The organism is Cardinium endosymbiont of Sogatella furcifera, from assembly GCF_003351905.1.
Lineage (GTDB): Bacteria > Bacteroidota > Bacteroidia > Cytophagales > Amoebophilaceae > Cardinium.
Genome location: NZ_CP022339.1, coordinates 689,234 through 706,388, shown reverse-complemented (window position 1 = coordinate 706,388; position 17,155 = coordinate 689,234). Strand labels below are relative to the sequence as shown.

The window sequence follows — 17,155 nt, the reverse complement described above, 5'->3', positions numbered from 1 at the left end:
TAGCTATCGCTAATGCAGCGACCTCCATCGCTAAAAGGTAACTTTAAAGCGAACAGAGGTCGGTAGTTTTTTTCAACACAACAGTGATCATTGGCATGAAAGTAACCAACATAAAAAAATACATCCTGGGCCTTTGCGCGCTAGTCTATATGCTTGTGGCCCATCCCTCTAACGCTATTGGATGGGCTATAGGGCCATCTCTGGGTATAACTGGATTTTATAGTAGCTTTGGCTCAAAACAGACCACCCAAAAAACAACTATCCACAACTTCGCATTGCAGATGGGAGGATTTGCAAGTCTAGACTTTTGGCTCCTATATGCCAAGTTAGATGGCTTGTTTGTATTAGATTGGCATAAGCTGCCCCATAAGCTTGATCGAAACCATTTCAAACATATTACCCTACCCTTGACGATTGGCGTTCCTTTGTTTGGTCTCCTGCGCCCTCATATTGGCTTTATTTTTCGGATACCTTTGACTGGTTTAGATGATGGAGACCTTAGAGGTAATCACCTTATAGAAAGCTATAGAAAAAAGATCAATGGCTACCTCTTAGGTTTGGGTATAGACCTAGGCCCTCTTTTAATAGATGGCTCTTGGGAATTTGCGCACTTATCAGTAGCTAGAAAGTTTATAAGTGCTGCGCTATCGGGTGGAGATAAGCCCTATAGACCTCAGCAAATTACATTAAGAATCGGGTGCAACTTACTGGGCTAACCATTTAAACCTATACAGATGGCCCATAAACGACCATAGATATGTCTTCAGCACACTAGCATCATAACAGATTTCATGTTAGCAATGCCTTCCGCAACCTAGCAACAGGTAGATCCAACTGTTTTCTATACTTCGTTACGGTACGGCGTGCCACATTATAGCCCTCACCTATCAATATAGCTACGATCTGTTCATCTGAATAAGGGTTTTGTTTATCTTCACTATCAATTAATTCTAAAATTCTATTTTTTACCACTTTATTGCTGATATCCTCTCCGGTAGCTTTACTGATGCCTTCAGAAAAGAAAAATTTTAGTGGATACACACCAAATTTGCCTTGGACTGATTTTTGGTTAACAATCCTTGAAATAGTAGAAGCATCCATACCAACCTTATCAGCTACATGCTGCAAAACCATTGGCTTTAATCGATCTGTTTCTTCCCCTTCTAAAAAGAAAGCATATTGCAATGCTAAAATTGCGTTCATGGCCTTTAAAAGGGTTTGGCTCCGTTGACCAAGCGCCTCCATAAACCACTTAGCATGCTCTAGTTTTTTTTTCAAAAAAGCAATCATCTCTTGGCTTGCTACATCCTGTTGTTTGTTTTGCTCATAACTTTCTAACAACGCAAGATATTTTTTATTAAAGCGCGGCTTGTATACCGGATAATGGATCAATTCAGCAGTAAGTTTCCCTTGATTTTCTACGATTATAAAGTCTGGTGTAAGGTAATCACTGGTATCATCTATTCCATTATGATGGCGCCCTGGTCTGGGATTCAATCGAGCAATATGGGCTAGGGCCTCTTTCAAGAGCGGCCTATCTGTCACACCTAATTTTTTCACTATGGTCTCATAATGCTTCTTAGTAAGGGCTTCAAAACAACTACTGACCACACGCTGTGCCAATTGAATAATTGGATCTTGCTGGTCTTGTCCTTGCAGCTGTATGCACAAACATTCCTGCAGATTCCTAGCTGCAATACCAGGTGGATCGAAATGCTGAATAGCAGTTAATACTGCCGCTACCTCTTGTAGAGAAAGTTCTAAATAATGGATTACATGAAGATCTTGTACAACAATTTCTAGATCACATTGTAGGTAACCATCTTGATCCAAACTACCAATCAGATGCTCGCCTATGATATAGCCTACTGGATTTAAATGGAGTAAATGCAGTTGCTCTTTTAACTTTTCTTGAAGTGAAACGACAGCTGGGGTCCAAAGGTCCCGAGTAGTTTGTGTTTTGTATAGCTTTACATCCGTTGAACGATAGTCAGGAAGATCCTGAACCAATGATTCTGATACAGTAGCTGCTGCATCTTGATCTTCTCCCTCTCTTTCTTCATCTAGCAAAGGGTTAGCGGTGACCTCTTTTGAGATGTAGTCATTGAGTGCAATAGTAGGCACTTGCAATAGCTTAATAAATTGAATTTGTTGTCCAGATAACCGCTGCGTTAACTTTTGCTCTAATTGTAACTTTTGCATCTGTGCGTTCAGTTGGATTAAATAAAAACTATTTATAGATTAGGCCCTGCTAGACACATAGCTATACAAGCATTAATTTTTAATCTAAAAAAAGAATACATTGCATACCAAAATTAAAGAACTTTTACAATTTGGCACAGTAGGTGCACAAGTTGAAGCCAAGGGCTGGATCCGCACCAAACGGATCAATAAACAGGTTGTGTTTCTTACGCTTAATGATGGTTCTTGTCAGCAAAGTTTACAGGTAGTAATGTCCCCTTCTGAACTCCCCAAAGAGCTGCTAAGCCAGCTGGTTACAGGGTCTAGTGTTGCGGTCTCTGGCCGTTTGGTAGCTTCAAAAGGTGCCAACCAATCGGTAGAATTAGATGGTCATCACCTAACCCTACTGGGTAATGCGCTAGACTACCCATTGCAACCCAAGGCGCATTCACTGGAATTTCTACGTACATGGGCACACCTTCGATTTCGCACCAATACTTTTGGTGCCGTGTTTCGCATCAGGCATGCCATTAGTTATGCCATTCACCATTTTTTTCACGAACGTGGTTTCTTTTACCTCCATACGCCTATTATTACTGCAGCAGATGCAGAAGGTGCAGGGGAATTGTTCCGTGTAACCACCTTAGAGACACCACCTAAACATCCAGATGGTAGTATGGATTATAGCGCAGACTTTTTTCATACCGCTACCAACTTAACCGTTTCTGGCCAGCTTGCGGCAGAAGCAGCTGCCATGGGACTAGGAGCGGTCTATACTTTTGGCCCCACTTTCAGAGCAGAAAATTCGAATACAACCAGACACCTAGCAGAGTTCTGGATGGTTGAACCAGAGGTAGCCTTTCATACGCTGGACGATACGATTGCGCTTGCAGAAGCGTTGTTAAAATTTTTATTAGACTATGTACTTAAAACATGCCCAGACGAGCTTGATTTTTTAAACCAACGCTTGCTGAGCCATAGCAATGCAGAAGAGGCAACCATGACACTATTGGAACGGTTGCAGTTCGTACTAGAACAACCTTTCGCCCATATTACCTATACAGAAGCCATTGCTATTTTAACGGCATCCAATAAGCATAGTCAATTTGTCTATCCTATTACCGGTTGGGGCATGGACCTCCAATCGGAACATGAGCGTTATTTAGTAGAGCATCATTTTAAAAGACCTGTAGTAGTAACCGATTATCCAAAAGCTATCAAGGCCTTTTATATGCGCCAAAATGATGATGGAAAAACGGTAGCCGCTATGGATATACTTTTCCCTGGCGTAGGCGAAATTATTGGAGGCTCCCAAAGAGAAGAACGCATGGATTACTTGACAGCCGTAATGCAACGTACCGGTATTCAAAATTTGAACTGGTATCTGGACACCAGACGCTTTGGAACGATACCCCATAGCGGATTTGGTTTAGGTCTGGACCGATTTGTATTGTTTGTAACAGGAATGGAAAACATACGTGATGTCATTCCATTTCCACGTACCCCAGGCCACGTGCCCTGTTAGCAGAGCCAGTGGGCTTGAAAGGGATAAATCTTGCAGCAGCAAATAAAATACAAAGCGTTTACATGAGCACTTATACATCTGTGCTTTACATTCCAAACCAACGTTTATTGGTCCATCTTTTTGGAATTTTATCCTTTATTTATTTTATTGCTACTGTTGAGGGATCTAACACCTTTAAACTTTGGTCACAGAACTAATCTGGTACAGTCTATTTTGTTTTATTGATCCTACCTTATCTATTCGGCTAGGTTATCTGAGCAATAAGTCAGTAGACATATACAAGGTGTAGAAATGATTGGAACCACCAGTGGTATATTTTTATTTTAAGTGGGCACAATCTAAACCATATTTTTCTTTGCTTTATTCCTTTATCTCCATGGCAACAGCTTTTTCAGGTGATTTTATTAAGTACGCCATCAAGGTAGGTTCTAAAAACCTAGATGCCAATTACCCTATACAATCCATCATGGTGGATAAAAGAATCAACAAAATCCCTTATGCAAAAATAGTTTTGCATGATGGCAGCATGCAGTCACAAACTTTTTCTATAGCCAATGATAAAACCTTTACCATTGGTACTACGGTTACCATACACGCCGGTCATGGAGATGGATTAGAGCAGTTATTCGAGGGCGTAGTGGCCAAATTAGCCATTCAGTCTAGGTCAACGGGATGGTCTACCTTGACTGTAACTTGTAGAGATGCGGCCTATAAAACCACTCTTGCGCCTAAAACGAAACATTTTGTAAAAAGTAAGGATAGTGATCTTTTAAAAAAGATTTTGGGTAGTTATAGTGGCCTAAGCCATAAAATTGAAGCGACCACTATTGTACATGAAAATATTGCACAGCACGAAATATCAGATTGGGACTTCCTCAATATTCGCGCCGAGGCAAATGGACAAATCGTAGTAGTAAATGATGGAACCCTTACAGTCAAAAAACCAAAAGCAACTGGCAAAGGTGCTTTTACCTATACCTATGGAGCCGACTTTATTGACTTCGATGCTGAAATAGATGCAAAAAACCCATGGTCAGCTGTTACTGCCCTCTCCTGGGATAGTAATAAGCAAAATAAAATTATTGAACAAGCCAATGATCCAGGAGAACAGTCTATGGGAGACCTTTCCTATAAAAAATTAACTGCTGCTGCCCAACCAGGTAGCGTGGCCATATCCCACGGTGGGGTACTAGATCCTTCGGAAATCAAAACGTTGGCCACTGGCTTACTAAACCGAAGTAGAATCGCTAAAATCAAAGGACGCGTTACCGTTTCAGGCAATGCTGCATTGCGCCATGATGGACTGATCACCATTGAAAAAGGAGCCAGTCACTTTGCAGGCAATGCGTATGTATCGGGTGTGCAACATATTATATCAGATGGCAACTGGCAAACCATATTAACCTTAGGGTTAGAGGCACAACGCTATATGTACCAATACCGTGACATCGGTGCACTGCCAGCAGCAGGTATGATGCCCCCTATATATGGGTTACAGCTTGGTATCGTCAAACAGATTACACAAGATCCTCAAAAACAGAATCGGATTTTGGTACATTTGCCTTTAGTACAAGATAAACCCAAAGAGGGCATTTGGTGTCGTCTAGCTTCATTTTATGCTACACAAGCATCAGGTGCTTTTTTTATCCCGGAATTGGAAGATGAAGTGGTAGTAGGCTTCGTAAACGACGACATTCGATTTCCTATTATTCTAGGCTCCCTGCATAGTAACAAGCATGTACCACCTAAAACAGTAGACCCTAAAAATTCTTTTAAATCATTTATTTCTAAAGAAAAATTAGAGTTTAGTTTCCATGATGATAAAGAAGGTCCTGAAATCATTATTAAAACACCCAAAGGAGGGCTGATACAAATATCAGATAAGAAAAAAAGCATTGAAATGGTAGACCAGAATGGCAACAAAGTAGTGTTAAGCAACGATGGCATCAACCTAACCAGCAGTAAAGATATTAACTTGAATGCAAGGGCTAGTATCACCATAAAGTCAGGCAAAGATGTGGTGGTCAATGGTACACAAAATATAAACTTGAAGAGCCTGAATATCAATGCAAAAGCTTCTATGAAGGCTGTTTTAAATGGCAATGCCAGTACAGAAGTCAAATCTGATATGGTTACGATTATTAAAGGTACAACCGTATTAATTAATTAATAGAATTATTTTGTAGATTCTTAATACTTACATCATATATAATTAATAGAGCACACTATGAAACAACCTGCAGCTGTATTATCAAATAAGCATATGTGCCCTATGGTAACGCCAGGTACTCCACCTGCACCTCATGTGAATGGAGGAATAATTATAATTATATTGGGTTGTCCTAATGTTTTTATAAATAACCTTCCTGCAGCAAGAGTGGGAGACAAGTTGATTTGTAGTGGCCCCCCACCCCATCAGGATACCATTGTAAAAGGATCTTCCAACGTTCTAATAGATAAAAAACCAGCGGCACGCTTAGGCGATACAACCAGTATGGGTGGCATGATAGTACAAGGGTGCGCTACCGTAATAATTAGTGGGTAAAAGTATACTAATCAACCAATAGAAAATGCACATATGGAAGATGACAACAATTTCTTGGGTATAGGATGGAAGTTTCCACCTTCTTTTAATCACCATAGCAGCACAGTAGAAATGGTCAACGGATTGAGCGATATCCGAGAAAGTTTAATCATCTTAATGCGTACTAGAGTGGGTGAACGCATTGTAGAACAGCAATATGGTTGTGATCTGACACCCCTTGCCTTTCAACAATTAGATCTGAACCTAGAAACTTTTATGGTGAATAACATCAAGCAAACCATTACAGAACATGAACCCAGAGTAGAAGCCCTAGATGTCCAACTGACCACGCCAAACGATGGAGAAGGGGCCATCGATATTAATGTAAGTTATAAGGTTAAAAAATTAGATATAGAAGAAACGATTCAATATGGCTACCATCCTATTTTTAACAAATAACACCTTAGCAATAGTGACCAACCATTATAATTAGGAACAATAGATATATAAAACGCAACATGCTCAGATAGCTATAGCCTCAAGGTCACCATCTCTCTATTTATAATTTATTCATTATAACCTCAAGATCATCATTATTTATAGATATAGACTATGGAAAACACCCCATTAGAACTTGATTATCCTTTTTTAAAGGAGCAGGGAATAGCCTACATCCACCAATTAGCAGGAAAGAAATGGACAGACTATGGGGAGCATGACCCTGGTATTACCATTTTAGAAGTACTTTCTTTTGCCATCATGGATCTAGAATATAGAACCAACTTCTATATAGAAGATATATGGGCGAAAGATCCTGATGCAACAGCGCATCCCAATGAGCAACCCTTTTACAAAGCGGAAGAAATTCTTCCTTGTAATCCATTAACCCAATGGGATTTTTTAAAAATTGTATTGGATGTACCAGGCGTAAAAAATGCGAATATCTTTTTAAGTGATGGGCCAAAAGAAATCAAAGGGGGGTATAAGATTTTTATAGATGTAGAAGAACGGATCAGCCACACCCCACAAGAAAAAGAGGTGTTAGATTTAGTACAGCAAAAATTATATGCACAAAGGAATCTATGTGAAGACTTCTTCCTAATTCAAACTATGGAAACACTACCTATCAGTGTAAAAGGTACTTTTGAGGTAGCAAATTGTTTGGCTTATGAAGAAGGAGAGACCATTATTGCTCAGATATTATTTGCTTTTCAGGAGTTTCTCTCACCACGTGTTCCTTTTTACAGCATCAGTCAATTGCTAGACAAAGGTAGAACCATAGACCAAATCTTTACAGGGCCACTTTTAACACAAGGTTTTATAGATGAAGAGGAATTAGTTTATCTAAAAAACAAATCTAGGATTTACGTAGTTGAACTCTTAGAGCAAGCTACTAAAGTGGCTAATATTAAAAATGTGCTAAACTTTGAACTCTTTATTCATGAAGAACATACAAGAACAAGTAGCGTAATGATACCGATCTTACCAGATCGGTCTTTAGTCCTTGATATTCCACAAAGTGAAATTGTCCTCTATTATAATGGGCTACCCATCAATACAAATTGGGGGAAGGTTGTGGATATGCTTGAAGATATGAAAGGAAGGGGTACTTTAACGAAAGCCTATCTACAAGAAGAAAGTGTCTTTGTATTAGAAGGAAATTATAGGAACCTAGAAGACCATGTCTCGATACAACAAGACTTTCCCCTACTCTATAACGTAGGAGACGAAGGATGCAGCCCATCTGAAACAATTGAAAATCAGGCTAAAGCAAGTCAGTTAAAAAGTTATTTAATGTTTTTTGACCAGCTTTTTGCCAATTATTTGGGGCAATTGTCTAATATCAAACACACCATGGCCATCTATAGCGAAGCGTATAACAAGCCTAGTAGCCGTTTGCCCTTAGACGTACCAAGAATGGATACCATTATTAAGCAACCTACGCAAGGGACTGACCCAGGTAATGACCTTGAATTTGTGATACAAAGAAAGTATTTAGATGTAAAAAAAGAAATAGTGAATAGGCCTACTAACGGCCAGCAGCAGGGTGATGCAGCCAGGCAAATCTACTTTTCCTACATCAATAGAACATTAGAAAGCGACATTCGAAGCTTAGACAAAAGATCCAGGGTGTTAGACCATTTATTGGCTTATTTTTCGGAACGATTTACCATCTACTCACTGCACCTCTATCCTAAAAATGAAGAAACACAATTGGACGAGTTTAACACGAATAAAGCACTTTTTTTAAAGGATTACATTGATATCAGTAAAAATAGAAACCGGGCAGCTCATATAACAGTTAATGAGATGAACAATTGGATCCACCATGTGCCATCTGGTTTTAAGCGACGTATTTACCGTAACTTAGGTATTAAAAATTTAGAGAAAAAACTTTTTCACCAAATAGTAAAGGATAGCATGTATGTAGAAAAAAAGTCCACGCAATATAATTTGGATATTTTTTTAGGTAAAAACGACCAGGAAGCCTATAATGATATTTTTATGTTTAGAGGGAAATATGCAAACATGCAGTCTCTAGTAATATCCTATGGCATCAATGAACAACATTACCATATTGTCAAAAAAGCAAATGGCACCTATACTATTCTACTATATGTGGATAAAGTCAAAAAGCAAACCATTGAGCTGGTAACTGAACCCCTTATGCAGATCGAGCAAGCAGAGGCTATGGTCCAGCAAAGTGTAGAGTTATTAAGAACCCTAAACCAAGCATGTGAAGGCTTTCACTTAATAGAACATATCTTGCTTAGAAGTGAAGACACATTAACCACAGAACAAGACCCCTACTCATTTATCATGACTATGGTTTTCCCTTCATGGCCAGCCAGGTTTCAACAATCTTCGTTTAGGCATGCAGTAGAAGAAATGGTGATTATGGAAGGCCCAGCCCACATATTTACCAATATTTTATGGTTAGATTTTGAAGATATGGAAACCTTTGAGCAAGCCTATAAAACATGGATCCAATTAAAGGCTGACGCAAAATCTAGTAAAGTAGAAATAGATGCAGCTGCCAAAGTGTTAATGGATTTTATAGAACCTAAAAAAGCAAATCTATGTGGATAACCCATCTACATATATCGATGGCATTGCTTCAAGTGTGAGTTAAATCTTTAAAAGATAGCTATGTTGTACCAGACTTTTTAAAAACAGGTAAATAGTTAAATTTTGAGTTTGATGTTTATCAAGGATCAGAGAAGCGATAAAGTAACATCAGATATAATACATATTTAGTCTTTCTAAATGATTGTTCCTAGTATCCTTTACACAAGATTTTATATCTCTAATGATTCAACTAACTACTTTTATTTTTTTCTTTATTTGTATTTGTACACACCTCTAATGCCTCTTTAGCAGCCTTTGCTAAAGAGGCTCCTATCTCTCTACCTAAGTATCTATTGGCTATCTTCACATCTATGGCTAAGGTCTCTTGGGCCATATGCACTACTTCTGATAGATGTATATAGCCTGAGGCATGACGCAGGTCATAGAGCCGTTCGGCCAATTTAATAAAAAGAACAGAGAGCTGCACATGATCTTCCTTGATCGCCTCCTTCAAACGATTCTGTACATACAATAAGGAAGGATGATCTAAGGCTTGCCGTTTATCTATACCAACCACATTCAATACAAAAGCATAAACCCCTAAATTATAATGTGCTTTAATATAAGAAAGCGGCAAACAGGTATGACGTACCAATTCATAAAGCAAAGCGGCATAAATCACCTTAGGGGAATGAAACACCCAATCTGTTACTAATTCAGCAATCCCTACCGCACGTATATAAAACAGTTGACCTGAAGCATGCCGTTTAAAGCCAAAATGTTGGCGTAATAATAAAAGCAAACCAGAAATGGTCTTTATATCAATAGCGTCTTCTTGATAAGAAACTTTGCAGACATAATCATGGAATTTCATTAATACCATCATTGAATTGGCTTGTTCCTTAGGTGTAACAGGGGTCTGTGAGGTTAAACAATCTATAGGCAGTTTAGCAGTCATCTTATCACGAATGACTGTGACATTATTAGGCAGTACCAGTAGCATACTAGGTTGCTTACGATCAGTAGAAGCCTCCAAATATCCATAGTGGGCCCCAATAATAGTGGATATAGTTTGCATCTGAAGATCTATTGATGGAGGCGCTTCCTGTTGACCTTTAGGACCCATACTATCTATTAGATCATTATAGACCTCCTTTACCTTAGGAAGGCACTCAGCAAAAGCAGTAGACTGACTTATAACCAAAGCAGTAGCTAAAAAATCCATACAAGTAGGATAACTGTTATCAATAGGATCAGGTTGTGCAAATTGCAAAGAAGTAGCATGCAGTTGGATACGAACAATTTTTGTACTAGCGTGCTCTAGATTACCAACGCGTAGAATAGCCTGAACAAGTAGATAGACGATTTGATTCATATCGCATACAATATAGGAACATAGGGTTCCTCTAGAATCGTTTATTTTTTCTAACAATATTCTAGGCGGATTATCTATTTCTTGGGATAATGCCACTTCCACATTACGAATCAGCTTATCGAAGATAATTTTAGTAGGCTGCAGTAGGGTATGATTTTTATATCTTTCTTTTCTATTAAAATAGGTAATCCAATCATAAAATTTATTGATAATACTTTGGAAGTCTTCCTTGTAAAGGGGAGCATTACTATCTAAGAAAGAGATAGATTCCTCAATCTTACCAACTACTTGGTTTAAAATAAATCCATAACCTCTAGAACTAGAGGAAGTATCACTATTAGATGGAACCAGCGATGCGTTATATAGGCATGATTTTAATTTGCGTGCTTCCTTAAGCTCCTCTCTACCCTTTAGGTAAGTTATTTGGTCATAGAAACGCTGAGTTTTGGATTTTAGGTAAACAAATATGCCAAAAATAAGTAAGCCTAAGCCCAAACAAAGTAATAATAGCAATGCAATAGTGGATGACGATAACACCAGAACGAATGGATTTGTACAATAGATTGAACTAAGGAATATGGCGATTAACAGGGTGGCCATTACAAAACTTACACCAAGATATAAAGGTAGTACCAACAAGGTTACCAACAGATGCGTTAAGGATAGGCCTAAGGTTAAGAAAAGGTTAGTGCGGTGCCACCAGTGCCAAAGTACATTGATAGGAAGGCAAAAAGCTAGACCTATGACAAAAAATAGGCCAACCACCCAACCCGGAATAGGTTGTATCTTGTCTGATAGAAATGTACTATACCCTAAAAAACAAGCACCTAACAAAATTTGGAATATAAGCCAATAGCTATGAGCTGAAATAGAGGCTATAAAATAAGTCAGCAAATTACTAATGATAATATAGGATCCAATACATGTTAGTGTAGAACGATTGGGTTGAAGCTTAGCTAAAGTGTTTTTTTTTATTCATCCAAGAATTTTTAATCCTTTCTTCTCGTTCTGCCTTCTTACGGAAACTTTCTTGTTGAATTTGTTTAAGCGTATCATCTGGACCCACCCAACCTGCACCTTTTGGCTGTTTTAGAAAATAGTGAGCGGCCATCATAGCTAAACCATTGGCCAACATAGAAATGAAAGAACCATCTATTCCTATGTAAGGCTCAACCCATTTGTTCCAGGCTAAAATAGTTAATACACCTGTAGCCATACCGATCAAAGCGGTACGGGAGGTGCCGCGAAAACCAAAAACAGCTAATACAAATGGAGCAACAGTTATAGGTATAGAAAAATTTAAGCTGTACTTTAGGAGAGTTAATAGGCTATTACAAAAAAAAGTTAACACCATAGCTAGTAAACCTATTATTAGGCTACTCCATTTAACTAGTTTAAGATGATTAATAGGATGTAGTTTCCTTGGTATAATTTTCTCTAAAATATCGTAACTAGCTATGATTGCAGAATTATTTATATGTGAATCAGCCGTAGACATTGTCATGGCTAATAGGCTGATAGCAATAAAGCCGTTAAAAACAGGAGGTACATGAGTTGGTATATAATTCCAAACTTTATTTACTGGCAGATTTGGTTCTTTTACAAATACAAATAGGCTTATTAAGATGATAAATACTTTTATAAGGTAATGGAAAATAGTAGATATCTTAAAAACATTGTAAGCCTGAGTAGGACCTGAAGACATATAGATCCTCTGCATAATGGTAGGCTCTTTCGTATACCCTATTAAATAACTAAGTGAAAGAAAAATTAAACTTATTAACTTAGTATTACACTGAAATAACTTATTAAACTGAAACTTTTCTTGATCTTTGAGAAAGTATATAATTTCAAAGATAGATTTTTCAGTGTTGAGAAACATAAACCAAGCCACTAGTGGTATAATAATAGTAAATGTTATAAACTGTAATACATCAGTGAATGTAACTGAACGAATACCACCTAGTGTGGAATAGAAAATAAGTATTAAAGTAGCTAATACCGTAATAATATATGAGTGATATGGAAAGATAGTACTGATGGTTACTGATATAACACTGATTTGAATAGCAATAACCGCTATAGCACTACAAACAGAAGATATTCCTGTAATAATACGGGCATATGGTCCATATATGGTACCCATTGTTTCTGGAAGGGATAAATGTCCCATAAATGGGCCCATTCGTATGGCCATTAGACTAATGATCCAAAGATTAAGTCCTGCTAAAATCATAAGAATGACCCAGTATAATCCACTACTATATACCTGTTCTACAGCACGTACTAAAGTTCCACCTCCATAAGTTGTAGCTAATACCGTAGCTACTAAAGTAGTTGTAGAAAAAGTTTTATTTCCTATTGCATATTATTGAATGGTGGTTGATTTTTTATTATAACTATAGTAAATGCCAGTAGCTAAGGTAAGTAGTAAAAATATTACTACCATAGTAAAAGGAAGATTAAGCATAAGGGACATAAGATTTGAATATACGTTTTCTATATTTAGATCCGATATGGAATAGGTATTTGGATCTATTCAGGAGTCATGCATACCTGATCATAATATAATGAAAAATAATACTTAAGTACATTAATGAACTTAAGTAAGTTATCTAGTTATTTTGCATGCTTGTGGAATAAGTTTAGCAGATTGTCTTAGGATGGCTTTTGCCAAAATTGAGCCAAGGTAAGCGTGGTACATTAAACCACGAGATCCTAATCCTGTAAAACACCAAGTTTTGCTATCCAATTGATCAATAACTGGATAAGAGGATGATAAGGAACGATAGACTCTAATTCCAGACTTGTAGCCTAGCACTTGAATATCACTTTTAAACCATGAGTCTACTTTAGATCGAATAAGTTTTGTAGCCCCATCTAGGGTAAGATCTGTTAAGTCTGTTCTCGACGTTGTACCCATATAACATATGTTACTTCGATCCGTTAGGCTTAAATAGCCGTTACCAATAAGTCCATAAGTCAATCGTTTTTCACATATTAGTACCTCGCCTCTCTTGAGTACTAAGTTTAATGCAGGATATAAGTCAGCAAGATTAGAACCACAAGCTAGAATTACCTTATCAAAATAAGCACGATCATTGAGCGTAAAAGTTTGTAATACTAACTCAGCACCATAATGCGCACATAAATTCCAAATTCCTTTTAAATAAAGATTTGTATACACACTCAATCCTCCTGGAATAAATAGAGCTGGCCTGTATATTTCTGTCTGATTATAGGTATACTGTGGGTCCCATAAGGACACATCATGTTGTGTTTTGACTATTTTAGAAAAATATTGTTGATCTTCTCTGTTAATAGCGCAACGAACAATACCACTTGGTTTATAGGTTGCTTTCCCTATGGACTCTGCTGCTGCATCTAATAATTGTATGGTGGCTGCTATACCTGGCTGGGAACGCCAGTTAAGTTGTGCAAGAGAACCTGTATATGGATGCAATAACCCTGCAGCAGCTCCTGAAGCGCCTGATCCTATACCTTGTTTTTCAAACAATTGTATTTTTAAATTACGGTCTATAGATAAAAGATGATAACAAGTAGCAAGCCCTGCAAGTCCTCCTCCTACAATGGCTATACGCATCCCTAATAATTATTACATGATGACCATCAGAAAGTTTTTCGTTAACACACTAGCTCAATAGAATTGATGATCTAGCTATGTTAATAAATTGTATCTGAAAAAATAAACACAAGATCAGAATATTAAGTTTATAAGATACCAACCAGTGATATACATATAAACTAATAATATTAAACAAAGTATTCATCTAATATTATAAATAAAACAATTAGAAAATAAAATTTGATTCAAAAAGCGAAGATTCAATAGAAAAAAAGAAAATGAGGAGAAATGTTCTCTATTTTAATCCAAAAATTAGTAAGAAACTAGAAAAAAAAACGAATTTTCTGCCAGTCTATTGAGCCAAGCACAAAAATCTGTCCCCAAAAATCAGTCCACTATAGGTTGAATGGGTACGAAGCTTTTAGGCAACCGTTTATAAAAAGAGAAACAGCCGGCATCTTTTATATGCTTGATCGACGGATAGGCTGCTAAAAGTGCTTTATCGCTTTTATATAGAATAAACAAACAAGGTTTATCAATAGCCCCTTCTAATAGCCAAACTATATCCGGTTGTTGCAAGGTTTTTGATTGGTCCGCATAGAACAAAGGTGCAGCTGATTTAAAACCAACGGTACGCAGGTATAACGATTTACCTTTACATGCTTTACAAAAATCAACCATTTCTTTTTGCGTATAAGCTTCTATCTTAGGCGCAACACGGATCAAAAATAATGCCAACGCGCACATATTGGTGCCCATAAAGGTGCCCATAAAAGGAACCAAACGAAGCTGCAAAAGGAAATAGTAGGCTATGCCTATGCCTATAATATAGACCAAACCCGGCAAACTATCCCAGTAGTTCCATAGAACAGATAGCGTCAATGCATCCTTGATCGCTTGATTTTTAATAAGCGTAACCCATAAATGTTTATGACGCATCATCCAAGGCATAAACACCAAAGTACCCCCTATGGCTAAACCAATGGCTACAAACCAATAGCCTGGATAGCTATATTTTCTAGCCTGCTGATAGAAAAAATCAGCAGCAAAAAAAGTTATAGGGAAATAGGCCATAGAACTATAATGCACAATCTTAGTACCTACTAGTGTAAAAATAAGTAAAACCACTGCTAGTAAAGCTTGCATATTCGCTGCAAAGTAATGGTTTTGCAACCATCTATTTGCTTTCAAAAAGCAGATAGCAAATAGGGAACTGGGAAAGCAGCCAAAGAAAAGTACTAGATAGTGATAGTACCAAGGTTGCGCATGGGTAGCAACAGGTTTATGGTAGAGCAATAAATGATAGGCCCAGAATTCTTTAATAAAAGTCCATCCATGCGCCCAAATTTCTGGAATCAACCAACAGGATAGGACTACTGTCGCAACCCATATAGTTAAAACCAGTAACTTCAACTGCACAACGCTTTCCTTAAACCAGGTATACGATAATGATAAAGTAGCCAACGGTATCATCAAAGCCATAGGGCCTTTGGCCAACAGCGCACAGCCTATCGATAACCCTGCACAACTATACCACCCTCTTTTAGATAAGGTAGCTGCGCGTGATAAACAATAGATAGCCAGCAGCAAAAAATAGTTAAAAAAAGGATCTATAATAGCTGATTTAAAGTAAAAATGAGGCAAAAAAGCAGTTGCATACAAACACATCCATACAAAACCAAACCACCTCCCCTTGTAATGTCTACCAATGTAATATACCGTTGCAAGTGTCAACAGTCCGCAAATCCAATTAGGAAAACGTGCACCGATTTCATTCACCCCCCAAAGATGCATACTAGCCGCTTGTAGCCAAAAGAAAAGCGGCGGTTTTTCGTAGAGTGGTTCAAAATTAAAGGTCACTTGGCCATAACAGCCCGTACGGATCATTTCTCTAGTAATCTCAGCAAAATAGAGCTCATCTAAATCAAATAGATGCACCGCGCTTATGCCCCATGCAAAAATAACGCCAAAGCCAATTAGAGAACAAACAACCCAACTATTTTTTAATCCCTTTTCCATGCGTGCATAACCAACCATAGATAGAACGATCCAACCACTTAGGCCCATTGACCTGCATAACAGCTATATATACCACCACAGCTGCAATCGTACCAATCCAGGCACCTGCATAGACATCCATATAAAAATGCTGACAAAGATAAATCCTTGAATAGGCAACCGTTAGGGCTAGCCCTAACAAGAACACACTATATATTTTGTTTTTATCTATAGATAATAGCTGTATAACAGTTATCAACAGAAAGATGGTAGCGGAGTGACCTGAAGGGAAACTTAACTCCCTTGACAAGGGAACGCCATCTACTAGATGCAAGGTTTTATCTCCAGGAAGCAAGGCTATGGGCCTTACCATATGTGTATAAAAAACACGCTTCAACAATTGTACCACAATAGACATAGAGACAAAGCTACCTCCCATGACGAGTAGCCTCCTACAACTTACACGCCATAAGGCCACCATCCATAGAAGAACTATATACATGACCCCATCCCCTAACCAGGTCCAATAAGGCGCCATACAATCTACCACAGGATGGTGCCACTGCTTGAGCCATATCAAAAAAGAAACTTTATCCAATAGGAAAAAAGGCAAAAACCCGATGAGCAATAGGAGTGTAAGTAGGTAAAAAAACAGCTCATTTTCATACCAAACCATCCTAATAGCCGTTAGCTGCTTCATACTTTTTTTGTATTTATCGTCGTAACCCGCCCGCTTCGCGGGCTCAAATGACATGCTCCTTTCTTCCCCATCTTTCAACGACACTTTCTACTCACAACTGTTTCCAAGGTATATTGTTTGCGTGTAAAACGCACTTTGCACTCGTTTTTGGGTAGCATAGCCATGAACAGATAATAATTGGACAGACCCATCCAAAT

General features: G+C 38.0%; 12 protein-coding genes. 6 read left to right on the top strand and 6 right to left on the bottom strand.

Annotated features, from left to right (window positions below):
* Positions 1-95 precede the first annotated feature (95 nt).
* Positions 96-716 (top strand): hypothetical protein, encoded by a 621-nt coding sequence (locus CE557_RS03075; RefSeq protein WP_162789975.1) that lies wholly within the window; start codon positions 96-98, stop codon positions 714-716.
* 73 nt (positions 717-789) lie between these two features.
* Here CE557_RS03075 and rpoN read toward each other — a convergent pair whose 3' ends face one another.
* Entirely contained in the window at positions 790-2,202 is a 1,413-nt protein-coding gene (gene rpoN / locus CE557_RS03070) for an RNA polymerase factor sigma-54 (RefSeq protein WP_114910135.1), read from the bottom strand.
* A 100-nt stretch (positions 2,203-2,302) separates the two neighbouring features.
* On the opposite strand from rpoN, the gene asnS reads away from it, so the two are divergent.
* The 5 genes from asnS (at position 2,303) to CE557_RS03045 (ending at position 9,320) form a co-directional block, all read left to right on the top strand.
* A complete protein-coding gene (gene asnS, locus CE557_RS03065; RefSeq protein ID WP_114910134.1) occupies positions 2,303-3,706 on the top strand; it encodes an asparagine--tRNA ligase in 1,404 nt (467 codons plus the stop codon).
* Between the two features lie 376 nt (positions 3,707-4,082).
* A complete protein-coding gene (vgrG, locus tag CE557_RS03060; RefSeq protein ID WP_114910133.1) occupies positions 4,083-5,876 on the top strand; it encodes a type VI secretion system tip protein VgrG in 1,794 nt (597 codons plus the stop codon).
* 57 nt (positions 5,877-5,933) lie between these two features.
* Positions 5,934-6,251 (top strand): PAAR domain-containing protein, encoded by a 318-nt coding sequence (locus CE557_RS03055; protein WP_114910132.1) that lies wholly within the window; start codon positions 5,934-5,936, stop codon positions 6,249-6,251.
* A 33-nt stretch (positions 6,252-6,284) separates the two neighbouring features.
* Positions 6,285-6,689, top strand: a complete 405-nt coding sequence (locus CE557_RS03050; RefSeq protein ID WP_114910131.1) for a GPW/gp25 family protein — start codon at positions 6,285-6,287, stop codon at positions 6,687-6,689.
* A 153-nt stretch (positions 6,690-6,842) separates the two neighbouring features.
* A complete protein-coding gene (locus CE557_RS03045; protein ID WP_114910130.1) occupies positions 6,843-9,320 on the top strand; it encodes a hypothetical protein in 2,478 nt (825 codons plus the stop codon).
* A 229-nt stretch (positions 9,321-9,549) separates the two neighbouring features.
* Here CE557_RS03045 and CE557_RS05180 read toward each other — a convergent pair whose 3' ends face one another.
* From CE557_RS05180 to CE557_RS03025, 5 genes are all read right to left on the bottom strand, one after another.
* Positions 9,550-11,568, bottom strand: a complete 2,019-nt coding sequence (locus CE557_RS05180) for an HD domain-containing protein (RefSeq protein WP_223245884.1) — start codon at positions 11,566-11,568, stop codon at positions 9,550-9,552.
* Positions 11,569-11,626: 58 nt separating this feature from the next.
* Positions 11,627-13,036 (bottom strand): sodium:solute symporter family protein, encoded by a 1,410-nt coding sequence (locus CE557_RS05175; RefSeq protein WP_223245920.1) that lies wholly within the window; start codon positions 13,034-13,036, stop codon positions 11,627-11,629.
* A gap of 249 nt (positions 13,037-13,285) precedes the next feature.
* A complete protein-coding gene (locus CE557_RS03035; RefSeq protein ID WP_114910129.1) occupies positions 13,286-14,278 on the bottom strand; it encodes an NAD(P)/FAD-dependent oxidoreductase in 993 nt (330 codons plus the stop codon).
* A 369-nt stretch (positions 14,279-14,647) separates the two neighbouring features.
* Positions 14,648-16,279, bottom strand: coding sequence for an ArnT family glycosyltransferase (locus tag CE557_RS03030; protein WP_162789974.1), 1,632 nt, complete (start codon positions 16,277-16,279; stop codon positions 14,648-14,650).
* Positions 16,257-17,012: a phosphatase PAP2 family protein gene (locus CE557_RS03025; protein ID WP_114910471.1), complete on the bottom strand. Its 756-nt coding sequence runs from the start codon at positions 17,010-17,012 to the stop codon at positions 16,257-16,259. Before CE557_RS03025 ends, CE557_RS03030 begins: the two co-directional genes overlap by 23 nt.
* Between the last annotated feature and the right edge of the window lie 143 nt (positions 17,013-17,155).

Bases quoted from the DNA above. Each gene is read 5' to 3' on its own strand.
- CE557_RS03075 (WP_162789975.1), top strand. From the start codon at position 96: ATGAAAGTAACCAACATAAAAAAATACATCCTGGGCCTTTGCGCGCTA.
- rpoN (WP_114910135.1), bottom strand. From the start codon at position 2,202: ATGCAAAAGTTACAATTAGAGCAAAAGTTAACGCAGCGGTTATCTGGA.
- vgrG (WP_114910133.1), top strand. From the start codon at position 4,083: ATGGCAACAGCTTTTTCAGGTGATTTTATTAAGTACGCCATCAAGGTA.
- CE557_RS03055 (WP_114910132.1), top strand. From the start codon at position 5,934: ATGAAACAACCTGCAGCTGTATTATCAAATAAGCATATGTGCCCTATG.
- CE557_RS03050 (WP_114910131.1), top strand. From the start codon at position 6,285: ATGGAAGATGACAACAATTTCTTGGGTATAGGATGGAAGTTTCCACCT.
- CE557_RS03045 (WP_114910130.1), top strand. From the start codon at position 6,843: ATGGAAAACACCCCATTAGAACTTGATTATCCTTTTTTAAAGGAGCAG.
- CE557_RS03035 (WP_114910129.1), bottom strand. From the start codon at position 14,278: ATGCGTATAGCCATTGTAGGAGGAGGACTTGCAGGGCTTGCTACTTGT.
- CE557_RS03030 (WP_162789974.1), bottom strand. From the start codon at position 16,279: ATGGAAAAGGGATTAAAAAATAGTTGGGTTGTTTGTTCTCTAATTGGC.
- CE557_RS03025 (WP_114910471.1), bottom strand. From the start codon at position 17,012: ATGTCATTTGAGCCCGCGAAGCGGGCGGGTTACGACGATAAATACAAA.